At 31.7% G+C, this 17,824-nt stretch carries 16 protein-coding genes; 11 read left to right on the top strand and 5 right to left on the bottom strand.

Translation table 11 applies throughout. The features are described 5' to 3' along the window. Nucleotides 1-23: 23 nt before the first annotated feature. Nucleotides 24-1,169 carry an amidase domain-containing protein gene (locus Q2T46_RS02375; protein ID WP_303264425.1) on the bottom strand — a complete coding sequence of 382 codons (1,146 nt, stop codon included), beginning with the start codon at nucleotides 1,167-1,169 and terminating at the stop codon, nucleotides 24-26. 455 nt (nucleotides 1,170-1,624) lie between these two features. Here Q2T46_RS02375 and Q2T46_RS02370 point away from each other — a divergent pair, with 455 nt between their 5' ends. The 4 genes from Q2T46_RS02370 (at nucleotide 1,625) to Q2T46_RS02355 (ending at nucleotide 4,776) form a co-directional block, all read left to right on the top strand. Then, entirely contained in the window at nucleotides 1,625-2,305 is a 681-nt protein-coding gene (locus Q2T46_RS02370; protein ID WP_303264426.1) for a response regulator transcription factor, read from the top strand. Between the two features lie 297 nt (nucleotides 2,306-2,602). Then, nucleotides 2,603-3,094 (top strand): hypothetical protein, encoded by a 492-nt coding sequence (locus Q2T46_RS02365; protein ID WP_303264427.1) that lies wholly within the window; start codon nucleotides 2,603-2,605, stop codon nucleotides 3,092-3,094. 10 nt (nucleotides 3,095-3,104) lie between these two features. After that, on the top strand, nucleotides 3,105-4,229 hold the full coding sequence (locus tag Q2T46_RS02360) for a HAMP domain-containing protein (protein WP_303264428.1): 1,125 nt from the start codon (nucleotides 3,105-3,107) through the stop codon (nucleotides 4,227-4,229). A 100-nt stretch (nucleotides 4,230-4,329) separates the two neighbouring features. Then, on the top strand, nucleotides 4,330-4,776 hold the full coding sequence (locus Q2T46_RS02355; protein ID WP_311062305.1) for a cell wall metabolism sensor histidine kinase WalK: 447 nt from the start codon (nucleotides 4,330-4,332) through the stop codon (nucleotides 4,774-4,776). 28 nt (nucleotides 4,777-4,804) lie between these two features. Here Q2T46_RS02355 and Q2T46_RS02350 read toward each other — a convergent pair whose 3' ends face one another. After that, complete coding sequence (locus tag Q2T46_RS02350) at nucleotides 4,805-5,401, bottom strand: superoxide dismutase (RefSeq protein ID WP_303264430.1); 597 nt, start codon at nucleotides 5,399-5,401, stop codon at nucleotides 4,805-4,807. A 126-nt stretch (nucleotides 5,402-5,527) separates the two neighbouring features. Here Q2T46_RS02350 and Q2T46_RS02345 point away from each other — a divergent pair, with 126 nt between their 5' ends. Further along, the gene (locus tag Q2T46_RS02345; RefSeq protein ID WP_303264431.1) at nucleotides 5,528-6,079 is read left to right on the top strand and encodes a TIGR01440 family protein; all 552 of its coding nucleotides are present in this window, start codon (nucleotides 5,528-5,530) and stop codon (nucleotides 6,077-6,079) included. A 66-nt stretch (nucleotides 6,080-6,145) separates the two neighbouring features. Here the strand turns inward: Q2T46_RS02345 and Q2T46_RS02340 are convergent, their stop codons facing one another. Continuing rightward, complete coding sequence (locus Q2T46_RS02340; protein ID WP_303264432.1) at nucleotides 6,146-8,284, bottom strand: YcdB/YcdC domain-containing protein; 2,139 nt, start codon at nucleotides 8,282-8,284, stop codon at nucleotides 6,146-6,148. A 98-nt stretch (nucleotides 8,285-8,382) separates the two neighbouring features. Then, on the bottom strand, nucleotides 8,383-9,306 hold the full coding sequence (locus Q2T46_RS02335) for a glycosyl hydrolase family 18 protein (protein WP_303264433.1): 924 nt from the start codon (nucleotides 9,304-9,306) through the stop codon (nucleotides 8,383-8,385). A 259-nt stretch (nucleotides 9,307-9,565) separates the two neighbouring features. Here Q2T46_RS02335 and Q2T46_RS02330 point away from each other — a divergent pair, with 259 nt between their 5' ends. Next, a complete protein-coding gene (locus tag Q2T46_RS02330) occupies nucleotides 9,566-9,979 on the top strand; it encodes a PspC domain-containing protein (protein WP_303264434.1) in 414 nt (137 codons plus the stop codon). A gap of 32 nt (nucleotides 9,980-10,011) precedes the next feature. Here the strand turns inward: Q2T46_RS02330 and Q2T46_RS02325 are convergent, their stop codons facing one another. Further along, nucleotides 10,012-11,361, bottom strand: coding sequence for an amino acid permease (locus Q2T46_RS02325; RefSeq protein ID WP_303264435.1), 1,350 nt, complete (start codon nucleotides 11,359-11,361; stop codon nucleotides 10,012-10,014). A gap of 146 nt (nucleotides 11,362-11,507) precedes the next feature. On the opposite strand from Q2T46_RS02325, the gene Q2T46_RS02320 reads away from it, so the two are divergent. The 5 genes from Q2T46_RS02320 to polA all read left to right on the top strand — a co-directional run bounded on the left by Q2T46_RS02320 (nucleotide 11,508) and on the right by polA (nucleotide 17,788). After that, entirely contained in the window at nucleotides 11,508-12,020 is a 513-nt protein-coding gene (locus tag Q2T46_RS02320; protein WP_303264436.1) for a hypothetical protein, read from the top strand. Nucleotides 12,021-12,121: 101 nt separating this feature from the next. Next, nucleotides 12,122-13,282 carry a L,D-transpeptidase gene (locus tag Q2T46_RS02315; protein ID WP_303264437.1) on the top strand — a complete coding sequence of 387 codons (1,161 nt, stop codon included), beginning with the start codon at nucleotides 12,122-12,124 and terminating at the stop codon, nucleotides 13,280-13,282. A 108-nt stretch (nucleotides 13,283-13,390) separates the two neighbouring features. Further along, nucleotides 13,391-13,948 carry an RNA polymerase sigma factor gene (locus Q2T46_RS02310; protein ID WP_303264438.1) on the top strand — a complete coding sequence of 186 codons (558 nt, stop codon included), beginning with the start codon at nucleotides 13,391-13,393 and terminating at the stop codon, nucleotides 13,946-13,948. Next, a complete protein-coding gene (locus tag Q2T46_RS02305) occupies nucleotides 13,948-15,114 on the top strand; it encodes a DUF4349 domain-containing protein (RefSeq protein ID WP_303264439.1) in 1,167 nt (388 codons plus the stop codon). The genes Q2T46_RS02310 and Q2T46_RS02305 overlap by 1 nt, the downstream gene beginning before the upstream one ends. 70 nt (nucleotides 15,115-15,184) lie before the next feature. After that, nucleotides 15,185-17,788, top strand: a complete 2,604-nt coding sequence (gene polA, locus Q2T46_RS02300; protein ID WP_303264440.1) for a DNA polymerase I — start codon at nucleotides 15,185-15,187, stop codon at nucleotides 17,786-17,788. Nucleotides 17,789-17,824 lie beyond the last annotated feature (36 nt).

The following is a 17,824-nucleotide window of genomic DNA, read 5'->3' as shown; positions in this document are numbered from 1 at the left end:
ATAAGAGAGGATTATTCCTCTCTTTAGTCATTCATGTGAATAAATCTATATATAACTTTTTTGTCCCAACCTAAATCAAATGGAACATGATACCTATCTGACGTATGTGTGTTTACAACAGGAATTCCATAAGAATCAAAGCCTGTTACGACTCCAAAATGCACAATTTCTCCTTTTTCCTCATAGCAGATGAGATCACCTTTTTGCAGTTCTCGAATTGCACCTGATGGATGTGTGTCAGATGGCTTTACCATATTAGTATATGTGCCTTGTGCAATAAGCCTTCCTTTCCCATTGTATATAAGATAGTTGAATAATGCTGGAGCTTGTGCCCATGCTGTGCTTGAATCACGACCGTTGAAATTCCACACGTAATCCATTTTAAGTCCGCCACCTTCATGGAGAACTTGTGAAGCAAAATTTGTGCAGTCACCACCGACACCATTGTAATCTCTGTACTTTTTATTGTATTCATAATTGTTTCCACTGCCCCAAGCAGCACCGGCATATGTATCAGCGTATCTTACAGCACCTTCGCGATCGTAGTTTCCTTTTTTCTTATTTTGGCTGTCACCTGCCGGAGTTGAATTTGCAGGCGATATCTCCGGGGCGATACCGTCGGCTGGGCTGATATCTATGAATGCAGAATCTTCATCCAGAGGATCGTAATACCAATCGCGGCGAATGACCCATTTGCCATCAACTTTTACCAGTTGTATTGAATGGCGGATACCTAGTCCCATGTAGTTAATTATGTTAGGCTTTACATTATATTCATATCCCATTTTCATCGTTTCTACCAAATACAACCATATAGATTGTTCACCTACTTTTATGCTTTTAATTCTGTATATTGATTGAGCTTCAGTGAATTTTAGATTTCTTTTTTCTGACCAACCTTTTACATAATTAATTCGCCTCATCTCATGTTCTAATGCCCATTTTCCATATGTATTTGCTGTATCGTAGTATTTCTCTATATCTTTTATGTTTCCACTTAGAAGTACATTGCCGCGGGATTCAAAAAACGCATCTAAAAAGGGCTTTATTTCCTCTTTGTTATCTGCTACTGTAGATAATGTTTTATTGAAAAATAATATTCCCCAAATGCTGACTGATATTAACAATAAAATAGGAATTGCTATCTTGTAATATTTTTTAAGTGGCAATAAATATCCCTCCCTGCCTATACATTCATAGTAAATAATATGTCTTAATAAAATAAATAATACTATGCAATTATTATTCTTGAATTATATATAATTGTATAATTGGAGATTCAAAAATACATGATATGACAGACAAAATAAGTTTTAAAAATTTTCATAATACATCACCACCTGAGTGCATACTGTGATTTGTTTTTTTCAGATTATTCTTATAGAGGGCGGGATATACATTTCAAGCCAATCTTTAAAGAGAAAATATTTTATTACTTATGTCACGGAAAAGGGATTTATATAAAAATAGTATGCTTACAATTGGCTTAAGTGGTATAATAATACATAAGGTAATCAGAAACAGGATGCGGTTGCCGCAATATATAAGCTGTAAAGGTAGACACGTCTAAAAATAAATTTTAATTTATTGTAAAAGCTTATACGCAGAAAATTGGAGTGGTTATATGGCTAAAATTTTGGTTTGTGATGATGAAAAATCTATATTAAATATGCTTAAAATGCTTTTAGAAAAAGAAAAATATGAAGTAATATGTGTAGAAAATGGAAAAGAGGTCATTGAAGTATTAAAAAATCAGATACTAGATTTAATAATATTAGATGTCATGTTGCCTGACGAAAGCGGATTCGATATTTTAAAAAAAATTTCCCCTATGTATAAAATTCCTATAATAATGCTTACAGCCAAAAACGACATTATTGATAAAGTACTTGGTTTGGAATTTGGTGCGGATGATTATATAACAAAACCATTTGATACTCGTGAGCTTATTGCTAGAGTAAAAGCTTTGTTGAGAAGAATGGAAGAAGTAAAGGTGAATAAAAATATTTATTCTTTTGGAGAATTAACGGTCAATTTTGATCAGAAAATTGTGAAAAAGAAAGGGAAAATTGTAAATCTTACACCAAAAGAATTTGACCTCCTGAAAGTGTTGATAGAAGCAAAGGGAAGTGTTTTAACAAGAGATGAGCTTCTTGATAAAGTATGGGGATATGACTATTATGGCGATACCAGAACTGTTGATATACACGTATTAAGACTAAGAAAAAAGATTGAGGATGATACACAAAGACCAACATATATTCAAACTGTTTTTGGCTTTGGGTATAAATTTGCTATAGAATAAAAACAAATTCAAAAAAATTTATAAAACTGTAGCAAGATTGAAATCGGAATGTTACAAAAATGAAATAATTGGCTTTTATAATGTAGTATATAAAATGATTTGTGGAAGGGAGCTTAAGTGGAATCCATAGGCCAAAATATGGTAAAAACAACAGAAGCTTATTTGGGTTACCTATCACATGTAAAATTAATGAATAAATAGTATTAATATACATGAGGGCTCTTTTGAAGATCATGAGAATCTGAGAATGAGTGAGATATTAAAAGAAAATCAAAGATTATAGAGGGAGGTATTTATGTGAGATATATAAAGTTGTTTATAACATTGTTTATTTTAGCAGTTTGTATTCTTATTTTGACTGCATGTAACAATTTAAAAAATGGAGACATTAAACAGGTTAAAACAGATAAAGATGCCTCTATAAATATGACGGTTGAAGACGAAAATGCAACTAAAGTCATTTATGAATTTTATAAATTTGTTGTAGAAAAGAAGCCTAATGAATATGTAAATTTGTATACAGAACAGATGAGAAATTTATTGAAAGAACAAAATGTAAAAGATGATACAAAGTATATAAAAAGTGCAGATATAAAAGAAATAGAGTTTTTAAAAGATATGCCTCAAGAAAAAGGAACGCAAGAATACAAAGTAAAAATCGATCTTCAATATGAAAATGTGCCTGAAGATTTAAAATCCGTAGCAATTTCTGGAGAAAGGATATTATTTATCACATTAAAGTTTGAAGATGGTGGATGGAAAATTGCATCAATTGGAACGGGACCATAGGTGATAAATAATGAAAATTAGGACAAAAATATTAATATGTTATATAAGTGCATTTACTGTTACAATCATATTAATAGGTTATTTTATGTTTAACATAATAACTAATTACATTGTTAAAAATACAGTTAATAATCTAATTGATAGTTTAAATAGAGAAATATACCTGGCAGAAGATAATATAACTGATCCTGAAATATTGCTTAGGGAATATGCTGATAACATTGCTTTGAATTTAAGTGGAAATAATATTTTTGTAAAGCTATATGACAATAAAACTTTAATTAGCCATTTAGAAAATGATCTCGACAATCTAAATAACAGAAGTAAAAATAATAAGATAGATGTAGTTGTTGAAAATGCTTTAAATGGAAGTAAAGTATATAAAGTCGATAGAAATGTATTATATTTAGCGTTACCAATAAAATTTGGGAATGAAATTATTGGAGCAGTTGAGTATATATATCCACTTAAAAATGAATTAATGAATATAAATTTCATTAAAATGATTTTTGAAGTATTTGGATTGGTATCTGTTATAATTATTTTTTTAGTTAGTTTTTATATTTCACGTATTATAACAAAACCTATAAAACGACTTGACAATGCAGCAAAAAATTTTTCGGATGGAAATTTCGAAATAATACCGATTATAACAAAAGATGAAATTGGAAATCTTACGAGGACATTTAATCAAATGGCGGAAATAATATCAAAACAAATTAGAGATATAGCTATTGAAAAAAATAAACTAAATAGTGTTTTATCTGGACTTAGTGAGGGTGTTATTGCTTTCAACGAGAAGAGGGATAGTATTGTATTCAAAAATCAAAAAGTAGATGAATTAATTGGAGAAAATATTCAAAATTATATTTTTGATATTGTAGATAAGACATATAAAGATAAAAGAATTATCGAAGAATTACAAGTAAATGGTAAAATATTAAATATTGAAAGTTTTTTGTGTGATGGATATTGTATAATTGTTATAAAAGATGTAACTTTAGATAAGGAATTAATAGAAAAACAAAAGAAATTTGTTTCAAATATTTCTCACGAATTAAAAACACCTATAACTACTATTATAGGTTTTATACAGATATTAAAAGATGGTAAAAATATGATCAGGATGTTTTAAATTATCTTGAAAGTGAAGCAAATAAATTAAAAAGCTTGTTTTAGAAATCCTTGAATTATCAAGGCTTCAATCATATGAATTGAAACTTCAAAAGAAAACTGTGAATTTAAGCCATATGTTATTAAAGATATGCGAAAACATAAATCTAAAAGCTTCAAAATTTGATATATCAATAAAGATAAAAGTTCAAAATGGGATAAACGTGATTGTAGATGAAGATAAGGTTTCTCAGGCAATAATTAATATTCTTGATAATGCAATTAAATATTCAAAACCGCATCAACAAATAGATGTATTATTATACAAAAATTGCAACCAAGATATTGTAATTGAGATTAAAGACCATGGTATAGGGATTCCGGAAAATGAAATATGCCATATATTTGATAGATTTTACAGAGCAAAAAATGCTTTATCTATAGGTGGAAATGGACTTGGCTTGACGATTGTAAAAGAGATTATAGAAAAGCACGGTGGGAAAATTGAAGTTGTGAGCACAATAAATAGCGGCAGTACTTTTAGAATGGTATTGCCTCAAAATTCCTAAAAACAGGATTCAAAATGTATGAATCCTGTTAGAATTTTTTCATATCAATCCATTGAGATACTCGTCTATTTACTTCATCCCATTTGACATTATTCATGAAGGCGTCAATGTATCCTTTTTTGTTTGTCCCATAATCTATAAAATATGCATGTTCGTAAGTATCGATTATCAAAAGTGGAATCGCTCTTGAAATGATGCCATGATTGTGAAGATCCTGCAGATAATTGTGAAGCATTAAGTCAATGGGATCAAAGCAAAGAACTGTCCAACCTCTTGATGATATTGCACATGCTTTAAAGTCGTTAAGCCAGTTTTCATAAGAGCCAAAATCACATGCTATCATAGAAGCAATTATCCCTGTTGCAGGACCACCTGTTCCGCCAAGGTTTTCAAAGTAAAGCTCATGCAATTTTACGCCGTCCAATGCATATGTTTCTTCCAGTTTAAGTTTCCTGTATTGGCTGTATGTGGCATTAGCCTTTTCTCTATCAGATGTGATTAATTTCTCCCAGATCTCATTTGTCTTATTAACATATCCTTCGTAAAGTTTATAATGTTCTCTTAGAGTTCTTTCAGATATGCCATTTAAAGTCAAATTATATTTTTTAGGTATGAGATTTTTCAACTATTTTACCTCCCTATGAATAATTTACTTCAATATAATATGAATTAAAAATTTACTGTGATACAATAAAATAAAATACAAATGAAAAACAAGTCTATAATAATATGTTGATGAGAGGTGTTAAAATTGAATTTAAATGAAATTTCGGCACAAACTAAAGAAGTTATAGAAGAACTATTGGATATTGCTAATGTAAAAAGCGGTGGGCTATTTGTATTAGGAGGCAGTACTAGCGAAGTTATAGGTAAAAAAGTTGGAACATCAGGAAGTCTCGACATTGCAAAGGCAATCGTCGACCCTATTATGGAATCTATAAAGAAAAGAAATTTGTACCTAGCAATCCAAGGGTGTGAACATTTAAACAGGGCACTTCTTGTAGAAGAGGAAGCGATGATAAAATATAATCTTGATGAAGTTTCTGTTATACCACAGGTGCATGCCGGAGGATCCCTACAAACATATTCTTACGATATATTTGAAAAGCCAGTAATGGTAGAGAATTTGAAAGGTTTAGCACATGCTGGGCTTGACATAGGACTTGTGTTAATCGGCATGCATTTAAGGCCTGTTGCGGTTCCTGTAAGGTTAAGACGAAATAAGATTGGTGATGCAATCATCGTCGCAGCAAGGACACGCCCTAAATTAATCGGCGGTGAAAGAGCTATATATAAAAAGTGATAGTAATATGAAAAGCCGCTCACAGGGGGAAAATAAGGGCGCGTATAAACAACGCACCCATATTTTTTATTTTTCTACTCTTAGGTATCTTACTAAAATCGATGCTACTTGCGCTCTTGTGAGGTTTTCGTCTGGGTTGAAATATCCATTGTTGCCTGTCATTATATTTAAACCGTATACTATAGCAACATATCCTTTTAAAGAATTATCTATTTTGTATGCATCTTTTAAGTAATCTAATGTGTAGATGCCATTTATGTCGGCAACATATTTTAGTCCAAGGCTTCTAACGATAAATTTTGCTGCCTCTTGTCGAGTTACTTTAGAATCAGGCTTTTTCTCACTTTCCGTAATGATTTTACTATTAATTGCTACGTTGTAGTAATTGTCGTAATTTTCATCCTCATTTGATGTCAGTGGTATTATTACGTTATTTGGCTGCAGTGATTTTACCAGCATCTTTATAAAATCTTTTTGCAGTATATAGTTGTTTGGCATGTATTTGCCATCTTTTCCGTCTGCTATTCCAAATTGAGCCAACAATAAAATATCTTTTTCTGCCCAATTTCCTGCAATATCAGTAAACTGTTTATTTTCGTTTTTAAGTATAGGCTTACCTGAATAATCTATATAAGCACCTGAGTTTGCGTCTATTAAGCCATCGAAGTTTGTCAATTGATATACAAGTCTTATATCTTTTGAATTACTTTGATAAACTTTATCTGGAGCGTAATAAATTATATAGCTAAGTTGAAAATCGCTGTTATTAAATAACGTTTTGTAAGCATCATCAAGGCTGATTACATTTTTATTGTCAGGTAGCTTTACATCAGTCCAACTTAAATTATATGTTATTATATCGCCAGTATACTTGTTGACGCCTATATTTATTGAGTTAAATGGGCATGGTATTCCGTTTGCTTTGTAGATGTAATTAAATGTTGTGTATGGTGAATTATCATCTTCAGATGCGGGGTTATCTTGATATTCCATTTGCTTAAATTTTTCTGGCTGTATTTCATTAAGATAATTTTCTGCTATACTTTTAAGTTGATCTTTTGTATATTTTGGACTCTTACCTTGTACATTATTTTCATTACTATCGTTTCTGTAAAATGTTTTTAGTTCACCTGTTGTTGCATCTATTGCCGCAGATATATAATTGTAGTTGTTTCCCTCAGAGTAAGTCCAACTGAAATTCCAAGTTGCGCTATTGGAATTTGAATTATTTTTGTAAAGAGCAGAGCTGGTAAGGCTGTATTGGGATCCGATTGTAAATGGCAGCTTTTCCTTTGCTAATTCAATTGCCTTGTCCTTTGAGATGTATTTTGAGATATCGTCTACAGCTTTTTGTTCTTCAGGCGATAATGCTTGAGAACTATCTGATTTAGCCCCCATTCCGCCCATATAGGGACCGTAATAACCTTGGTGCAAAATTTTACCTGTAATTGCATCTATAGGCTGATTGTTGACAAGGCTGTAGACCAATATAGCTTGTGGTTCTGATTCATTATTGCCATATACATCTGTATAAACAAGATTGTACTGCAGACGCAAACTATTATTGTCCTTGTATATTTGAATTGCTTTGTCTTTTGAAATAGCTGATTTTGGATCAGGGAAATTGTAGTCACTGCCCCAAGTTAAATAATATGACTGAATATCTAAAGTGTTTTTATTTATTTCTACAGTTATTTGATTATCTTGAAGTGGGATTCCATTGACTATTCGGATGAAATTAAATGAATAGGTTGTGCTGTATGCAATCTTAGGACTTAGTCCAAGATAATCGTCACTTTCTTGTTCTTTTGTTTGTTTAAATTTTTCTGGGACAATTTTGTTTAAAAAGTCAATTGCAATTTTTTTTGCTTCTTCCCTTGAATGCTTTGGTATAATGCTTGATGGCGTATTATCTGGTTTGTAAAAATTGTAGCTTATTATTTCACCAGTATCAGCATCTACACTGACATTTATGGTGCCATTTGTGCTGGATGACCACGTCAAATACCATGTGTTATTGTTGTCGCTTTCGTTGTAGTTGGAATTAAAGTTGTATCCAGTGCTTGAGATATTTAGTTTTTCTTTAGCAATTTCTATTGCTTGTTTAAGCTCAATTTTGCTATTGGTTTGTGCAAAACCGATTGAAGGAATCGCTACTGCAAATATCAACACAATAACCAGCAAATAGGATAAAAACTTTCTCATTGTTGAACCTCCTTTTCTTCTTTATTTTAGACTCTTCTTCTCTCCTTTTAGTTAGACGAAAAATATATGTAAAAGTTCCCAATAAAAATAAGGAAGGGTTAACTTCCTCTGATTATATTCCAGATATTAGGATCTTCTTGACCAAGTCTCCAGACGGCTATGCCGGATAAGTTGTATTGTGAAATCAAGGGTAGTTTGGCTTGAAAGCTTCTAGAGTCTTCAAACCATACTGTGTGTTTTACAGAGTCGATTGTATATGTGTATGTGGATTCTTGGGCGGTTTCGTCATATATTATCGTTGCACCAAGATTTTTAGCAGTTTCTATTGCTTGTGAGTAAGATAATGTTCTGGGATAATTAGAACCTTCTGCCCAGTCATAGCCGTATACAGCCATTCCAAGCCAAATTTTTCTTGGTGGTATAGCTGTAACAGCGTAATTTAGAACGCTGCGTACGAAACCTATCGATGCAATTGGCCCTGGATTGGAAAAATGTTCGTCGTATGCTAAAATATATGCCTGATCCGTAAATTGACCTAATATGGAGTACTGAAAAGCTCCTGAAAAAGGATGGCGCGGATTGTCTTCTATTTCTGCTGGCAATGAAATTGTCACGATTTTTTCAGCATTTTTAAGAGAGTTATACAGGTTTTCCATAAATGCATTTAGATTGTTTCTGTCTTCGGGAGGTACAAACTCAAAATCGATATTTATTCCAGGGTAATTATTGTACAATGCGAGATTCGTTATATTTGATATTAATGTATTTCTTAAATGTATATTTGATAAAAGGTCGTGTATAAGCTGAGATTTCTTAGGATCTGAGTAGTTGTGAATAATAGGGAAAATGGGCAGGTCATTTTGCAATGCAATATTTTTGACTTCTTGCGATGACATATCTGCTAACGCTCCGTCTGATTTTACTCCATACCAAAAAGGGATAAGAGTCGTTATGTCGCGGGCATGTTCATTTAAATCATCGATAGCACCTGGCGCTATATCAAAATACCATTTATTGTCCATAGCTACACCTCCTAAAATATTATATTCTATAATACGCTATGAAATTTTCTTTGTGATTTAATCTGATTCGTTAAAATTTGCTTTCCAAAAACATTTATGTTGGGTATAATTTATAGTAAGTATTTAATACAAAGTAGAAAATTGTTTTGCAAAAGGGGGTGTATTTTTTATTATACATTGTTTTTAAGCAATAATATTTTGTGTTTTTGTTAATCTGCTAAAAATTATAAAATTGATTTGTGAAAAAGGAGGTCTCAATGTGGATAAAAGATTGTACCGCTCTAGAAATCAGGTTATTATCGGTGGTGTCTGCGGAGGGATAGCTGAGTACTTTGACATTGATGTGACGATTGTAAGACTTATATGGGCTTTAATTGCTTTAGTAGGTGGTACCGGTGTTTTGCTTTATATAATAGCGTGGATTGTTGTGCCTGAAAATCCATATCAGCTTAAAAATAGCGATTTTAATTCTAGCGATGTTAATGAAGTAAAAGATACAGAAAACGCAAAGGTAGTGTCAAGTGGAAAGAGAAGTGGTGAAATCTTTGGATGGATTTTAATCGCAGTTGGCATATACCTTCTTGCTAGGACTTTTATCCCATGGTTTTATTTAAAGCTTTTTTGGCCTGTTATTCTCATTGCATTTGGACTTTTGTTTGTGTTTAAAAAATAGTGAACTAAAAATATCGGGTATTCCCGATATTTTTACCATTTATCAAATAAATCTAGCTTTTTGGCAATGAAGTACAACAAAAGTATAATAATCAGCAGTATTAGTCCACCAAAAAAGCCTATTGCTTGTTTTGGTACGACCAGTGTTGATAGAAGAACTGTAATTATTAATACAATCGTAAACCATGGTCTTAGAGGGAAGCCATACTTTTGGCGTTCAAAGTATTCAGGATTTTTATCTTTAAGTATTGGTCTGTATTTTATAAACGTGTATAAAATAATTATCCAGTTAAAAAATTGTATAAAACCGGTGGCGCTTGTTATATATTCATATACATCTTTTGGAAGAATGTATGAAAGTATGACTGCTGTTAATAAACCTACACTGCTAAATAAAAGTGCATAAATTGGCACATCTCTTTTTGTCACTTTGCTTAAAAAAGTTGGAGCAAATCTTCCTTTACCTAAGGAATACATGACTTGTGTCACACCATACATGGCACCATTCATAGTAGTCAGTGCAGCCGTAAGTATTACAAAATTCATTATGGAGTCTATGTAAGGTATATTGGTAAACGAAAGTAGCTTATTAAATGGGCTTTCTTTTGTAGAAACTTTATACCATGGGATTACGCCTAGCAGGACGGCAATTGACGAAAGGTATAAAGTCGACAGAAATAAAACAATATATTTTCTGGCTATAGGTACATATTTTTTTGGCTTTTTTGTTTTAGATGCTGTCATTGCAGTGACTTCGACGCCACCGAATGGTATTAGGGACATCAACATTGCTCCTAAGAAGCCTTTTATGCCGTTTGGTGCTAAACCTCCATGGATAAAATAGTTTTTAACACCTATTTCACTTTTACTGCCAAAAAATCCCAAAAGCGTCAAGATTCCAACTATAGTTATTATAAATAGTGCAGATATCTTGATGGTAGAAAACCACGACTCGATTGTGCCGAAATTCTTTGTGCCTAAAGCATTTACAAACAGAACCATAACAGAATATATTAAAGCGAAAATCCACAATGGTACATTAGGAAACCAGAATTTGGTGAATATTGCTGATGCTGTTACTTCGCTGGACATTATGAATACACCTGCAGTCCAATAAACCCATCCACTTAAAAAGCCACCTATGTCACCTAGTGCTTCTTCAGCATAAACTCTAAACGAGCCGTCAACAGGATTTGCAACGATCATTTCTGATAATGCGCAGAAAACTTCAGACATTATAAAAGCAGATATTCCATAATCTAATAAAACTATAGGTCCTGCAGTATGTATTGCAATGCCACTTGCTAGAAAAAAACCGGCACCAAGTATTCCACCTACACCTACTAAAACAAGTTCATTTACAGATAAATTACCACTTTCCAAATTAAATACGCCTCCAATTATATATGAATTAGACCCTTACATATTACCTTTTTATTATTTGTAAGATTAAGTATTTTATTAACTTGAAATTAATTTATATATAATGTAAAATTTCATTTATCAAATTTATTTCTGGAGGGAAATTTATGAAGTATTATATTTTTGACAAATTCAGCAGATTTGTATTGTATTTTTTGACGTTGCTTATTTTAATAAGCGTAGCCCTATTGTTTGTATACGTATTTGTAGATGTTAATATTAAGGGGTTTAATATTGAATTATCAATTCTCTGGTGGGTGCTGTACATAATTTTGTTGATGGTATTATCTATTATATTATTTTCAATCGGGATTTCTCAAATTATTTTATTAGAAGATTATCTTGTCATATCATTAGGTATTATGGGCTTTGTCAGAATAAGATATGATAATATTGCATATATAAGTGAAGCAGGGAATAGAAATATGTACAGAAGAGGTATTCATGTTTTTGATAGTATATGTAGCATGATAGTGTCTAAAAAGAATTTGCTAGAGATTGAATTAAAATCCCCTGTAAAAATTTATTACTTCTTATTTTTCGAAAGATATGCAGCTAAAATTGTATTTTCTACACCTGATTCAAAAAAATTAAAAGAAGAGATTAAAAACAAAATATGATTCATATTTTCATAAATTTTATCATAAATAAAGTAATAGGCGTGGCGACGGTAAGTTTTGCGCTTTTATTATCGATAAAATTTGTGAAAAGAGGTGTAAAGTTGCAGATTAAAAGAAGATGTTCTATAACTTTGATATTGATTTTTATTTTTGCACTTGCAAACACATGTTATGGTTTTGCAAGTACTATAACAGTAAATATCCCTTCTAGAACGATATATTTTGTTTCTCAAAGCGTGTCAAAACTTTATCCCATTGCAGTTGGTAAAATTGTGTCTACATCCCCATTAGGAACGTACAGGATTATAAATAAACAGGTAAACCCCACATGGATATCGCCATGGAATGGTCAAGTAGTTCCATCTGGTCCTAATAACCCACTTGGGTATAGATGGATAGGATTTTACAGCGATTATGGCATACATGGAAATAATATGCCATCATCTATAGGCACTTTAGCATCGTCAGGATGCATAAGGATGTATGAATCAGATGTAGAAGAAATTTATGAAATGGTCAATTACGGTGACATTGTCAATGTCGTGTATCAAACGATGTTTGCAAAGACATCTCCAACAGGTGGTAAAGCGCTGTTTGTATATCCCGACTTCTATAAAAAAGGTTTAAATACGAGGCAGTTAATCAAGAAAGAATTAAGTGATGAAGGTATAAAAGTAAGCGATGATACTTTTGATAAATTATATAAATACATAAACATCAGCGATCCTTTGGTATTTTCAGAAGGATACAAGGTCATCCACAATAACGAACTTGTAAGCGATGATGTGTATGTATCGGATAAAGGTCAGCTTTACATAAATGTTAGTGATATCAAAGGTTTTTTCAACATTGACGACGAAAAAATTAAAAGTTTGAATTTAATTTTAATCGATGATAAGAATTATGCAAATATTAGTGATATAGGAAATGTGACGGGAGTAAAGTTCAGCATCGACGACAATATAAAGACGATTAAGATGATGGGCAACATCATTTACTATGAAGGCAAGTTTTTACACACAACTGATTATGCTGACTATCAAGATAGAGACATATATATTCCAATTAAAGAATTTTGCAATATGACAGGTCACAAGGTTGAATGGGGTGAACATAAAGGGGTAACTATCGATGGCAATCCAGTTAAATATAAAATATATAATAGCAAATCTTATATAAATCAAAAAGACTTGAAAAGTATGTATGGACTAAATATAATAGTTGATTCATCATCAAACAAAATATATATTAAGCGTCAGTAGCGCTTATTTTTTTGTGCTTTTTGACTTTTCTGATAGAATAAAAATAACTAAAATTTTGGAACTTATCTTTTGTATTTTCGTCATATTTATTGAGGGGAGGTCTTATGATTGGATGAAAAACAGCTCCTTTTAAAGGCACAAGAAGGAGATATCGAATCATTTGAAAACGTAATAAGCACTTATCAAAATTATATATATAATGTCATATACAGGCTTGTAGATGTCAAAGAAGATGCTTTGGATTTAACACAGGAGACCCTTATAAAGGCCTATATAAATTTAAAAAAATTCAAAGGCAACAGTGAATTTAAGACATGGCTTTATCGAATTGCTGTCAATGTTTCACTTGATTTTATTAGAAAGAAAAAAGGTGTTGAGGAACATTTGGAAGAAATAAGTGATTTTAGAACCCCTGAGAATATCTTCGATGATAAAGTTACTAGAAAGATTATAATAGATGAGTTGAATAAACTAAAAAGTGAGTACAAGACTGTCTTAATACTCAGAGATATAGAAGGACTTACATACAATGAAATAGCGGAAATAACAAATACAAATATTGGGACGGTAAAGTCTAGAATATCAAGAGCGAGAAATATTCTTAAAGAAAATTTAAAAAAGATACCGGGGTTTATAAATGTTGTTGAAGAAAGGGGGCAAATATAATGCAGTGCAGTAAGGTCAAGAAATTGATTAACTTTTATATCGATGAAGAGTTAAGCAAAAGACAGATGGAAGAGGTAAAGGGTCATTTAGCCTTATGTACAGAATGTAAAAATGATTATTACGAGTTAATGTCTGTGAAGGAGTTTTTACAGAATATGCCTCCTGTAGAATTGCCAAGCAACTTCAATGATATGCTGCACGCTAAATTACTAGAAGAAAAGAAAAACTTAGAATCAGGGCAAAGCTACAAAAAATTAGGGAAGAGGAAATTTATAATTGCTTTTGCTGTATTTGCATCACTATTTATATTGTCACTTGGATTTAAACTTTTTGAGAATAAAATAAATAATGTCGGTGTTACTGAAACTGCTCTTAGTACAAAAAGTGCTGTAAATTATTCTTCACAGACTTCCATAAGCAGTGGTAAAGTTGCGTCTGATTTAAAAAAAGATGTATCACAGGCTAATGCATCTGATTTAAATAGAGGATTGGATGCGAACTATAAAAGAAAAATAACTAAGGATGCGACAATTTCCATTGAAACAGACAGTGCAGATGAATGCTATAATAAGATATTAAACATAAGCAAGCAATATAATGGGTATATTGAAAGTTCAAGTGAAAGCAGCACAAGCGATAATAAAAAAACGATAAACGTCGTATTAAAAATACCTTCAAATGATTTTGAAGATGTCATTGCAAGTATTAAATCCTTAGGCGACGTTAAAACAATAAGAATTAATAGCAATGATATAACAGAACAATACTATGATGTGGAGTCTAGAATAAAAAATCTCGAAATACAAGAAGAGAAATTGCAGGAGTTGTTGAAAAAAGCAAGTAATATTTCCGATATACTGCAAGTTGAAGATAAATTAAATGAAGTGATGACACAGATTGATTCATATAAGAATCAAATAAAGATATGGGACAATATGACCAGCATGAGCACAATCAATTTGACATTTGTATCGACTAAGCCACAAACAAAAATCAGCAAAATTTTCAGTACAAGTTTTTTAAATGATATATTGAATGCTGGTTCTAAAAGTCTTAATATATTTTTTGAATTTTTAAAATATGTATTTATAATATCCATATATTTATTGCCGTTTTCAATATTGGCATATTTAATTTATGTAGGATATAAATTGTTTAAAAAATAATTATGGACAATTTACATCCTCTTTTTTTTGCGGTATATTAGATTACAAGAAGTTAAATAGGAGTGAGCGTATGTCAAAATTTTTAATCATAGACGGAAATAGCTTAATGTACAGAGCGTATTTTGCGCTTCCAGATTTAATGAACAGTGAAGGACTGCATACAAATGCCATATACGGTTTTTCAATGATGCTGATTAAACTGCTTGATGAAGAAAGACCTGATTATATAGCTGTTGCATTTGATAAAAAAGCTCCAACTTTTAGGCATAAAGAGTACAGTGCTTATAAAGGCACCAGACAGTCTATGCCTGAGGAACTTATTGAGCAGGTGGATATTTTAAAAGATGTTATCAATGCATTTAATATAAAGACAATTGAGATTGAAGGATTTGAAGCAGATGATATAATAGGTACTGTATCTAAAATTGCATCTGAAAATGGCTTAAAAGTATTGATTGTCACTGGTGATAGGGATGCACTTCAACTTGTATCAAACGATGTGAAAGTGAAGATATGCAAAAAAGGCATAACTCAGATGGAGGAATACGATGAAAGGGCAGTCATTGAGAGGTATGAGGTTACTCCACGCCAGTTTATTGATTTAAAGGGCCTTATGGGTGATAAATCTGACAATATTCCTGGCGTGCCTAATATAGGAGAAAAGACAGCGATAAAACTTATTAAAGAATTTGGCTCTATCGAGAATGTCCTTATGAATACTGATAAATTAAAAGGAAAAATAAGAGAAAATATTGAAAATAATACAGAAATGGCTGTGCTAAGTAAAAAACTTGCTACTATAGAGAGAAATGTTCCAATTGAAATAGATTTAAGCGAATACCAAATGAAGGATTATGATAGAGAAAAATTAATAGATTTATTTGAGAAGTTGGAGTTTACCAGTTTAATTAATGACCTAAAAAAAGATGCTGATGATATTAGAGAAGTCAAAGAGTGGCCTGTAAGAGACTTTAAATATGTAAGAGAGCTGCTAAAGAGAGAAGATACAGTATCATTTTATCCATTAATACTTGAAGGCGAAGTAAAAGCTGTATCATTTGCCACTGATGATGAAATATTTTTTGTTGAAGTAGATGACTATGAAGAATTTAAATTATTAGATAATGAGAAGTTTGCACTTATATGTCATGATATAAAAGACTTTTTTGTTAATCTTTCATACCATGGTATTGAGCTAAAATGTAAATTTTACGATACTGCAATAATGACTTATCTGCTAAATCCGTCGGAATCCAATTACGACATAGGCCGTGTCTTAAAGAAGTATTTAAAAGAGGACATACCTAATATTGAAGATATACTAGGAAAAGGCAAAAGCAAAAAGAGTTACGATGACATAGATAAGAAGCTTTTAATTGATTATCTGTGTGCTACTGCATCTAAATTATCTAAATTAAAAGATAAACTAATGTCCTTTATAAAAGAAATGGAAATGGAAGAGCTTCTTAATAATGTTGAGCTTCCGCTGGTAGAAGTGCTAAAATCTATGGAGGTATATGGATTTACATTAGATAAAGATGTCTTAAAAGATTTATCGAAAGAGATAGATGAAAAGACAGATAAAATAATAAAAGACATATATGACGCTGCAGGATATGAATTTAATATAAATTCTACCAAACAGTTATCAGAGTTTTTGTTTGATAAATTGAATTTGCCTGCAATAAAAAAGACTAAAACGGGATATTCCACTGATATGGAAGTTCTTGTGGAGCTTATGCCATATAATGAAATAGTTGGGGAGATAATCGAATACAGACAGCTTATGAAGCTGAAATCAACATATATAGATGGCTTCATTCCAATAATGGACAAGGATGACAAAGTTCATTCTACATTTAAGCAGATAGTTGCAGCAACGGGGAGAATCAGCTCTACAGAGCCTAATTTACAGAATATACCAGTAAGAGATGAGTTTGGCAGAAGAATAAGGAAAGCATTCATATCCAGCTTTCAAGGAGGATACATTGTATCCGCTGATTATTCACAGATAGAGTTGAGAGTTCTTGCACATCTTTCAGAGGATGAAAAGCTTATTGAGTCATTTTTAAACAATGAAGACATACATTTAAGGACAGCGTCGGAAGTGTTTAAGATCGCCCCTGAAAAAGTTACTGGTGAAATGAGAAGGCGTGCGAAAGCTGTAAATTTCGGAATCGTATATGGTATAAGCGATTATGGTCTCTCTAGAGATTTAAAGATCTCTCGCAAAGAGGCAAAAGAATATATAGACAATTATTTTGATAGGTATAAAGGAGTTAAAAATTACATCGATTCGGTAGTCAAATTTGCCAGAGAAAATGGATATGTGACGACTATTTTGAATAGAAGGAGGTATATACCGGAGATTAATTCAAAGAATTACAATCAAAGGTCATTTGGCGAGAGAATGGCGATGAATACGCCTATTCAAGGAAGTGCTGCAGATATAATAAAAATGTCAATGGTGAAAGTATACAATGAGTTAAAGGCAAGATCATTAAAATCGAAATTAATACTTCAGATTCATGATGAACTTATTGTAGATACTTCTCCTGATGAAGTTGAAATCGTCAAAGACTTATTAAAGACTATAATGGAAAATGTCATAAAACTAAGAGTTCCTTTGGTTGTAGATATTGGATGTGGTAAAAATTGGTATGATGCAAAATAAAAGTGTCTAATAGGCACTTTTACATTATATAGACAG

Source organism: Thermoanaerobacterium sp. CMT5567-10, from assembly GCF_030534315.2.
GTDB lineage: Bacteria > Bacillota > Thermoanaerobacteria > Thermoanaerobacterales > Thermoanaerobacteraceae > Thermoanaerobacterium.
The sequence above is the reverse complement of the archived record's forward strand: the minus strand, read 5'-3'. Positions and strand labels throughout refer to the sequence as shown.

Excerpts from the sequence above, each read along its gene's own strand:
- Q2T46_RS02340 (WP_303264432.1), bottom strand. The coding sequence starts at position 8,284 with ATGAGAAAGTTTTTATCCTATTTGCTGGTTATTGTGTTGATATTTGCA.
- polA (WP_303264440.1), top strand. The coding sequence starts at position 15,185 with ATGTCAAAATTTTTAATCATAGACGGAAATAGCTTAATGTACAGAGCG.
- Q2T46_RS02370 (WP_303264426.1), top strand. The coding sequence starts at position 1,625 with ATGGCTAAAATTTTGGTTTGTGATGATGAAAAATCTATATTAAATATG.
- Q2T46_RS02305 (WP_303264439.1), top strand. The coding sequence starts at position 13,948 with ATGCAGTGCAGTAAGGTCAAGAAATTGATTAACTTTTATATCGATGAA.
- Q2T46_RS02335 (WP_303264433.1), bottom strand. The coding sequence starts at position 9,306 with ATGGACAATAAATGGTATTTTGATATAGCGCCAGGTGCTATCGATGAT.
- Q2T46_RS02360 (WP_303264428.1), top strand. The coding sequence starts at position 3,105 with ATGAAAATTAGGACAAAAATATTAATATGTTATATAAGTGCATTTACT.
- Q2T46_RS02320 (WP_303264436.1), top strand. The coding sequence starts at position 11,508 with ATGAAGTATTATATTTTTGACAAATTCAGCAGATTTGTATTGTATTTT.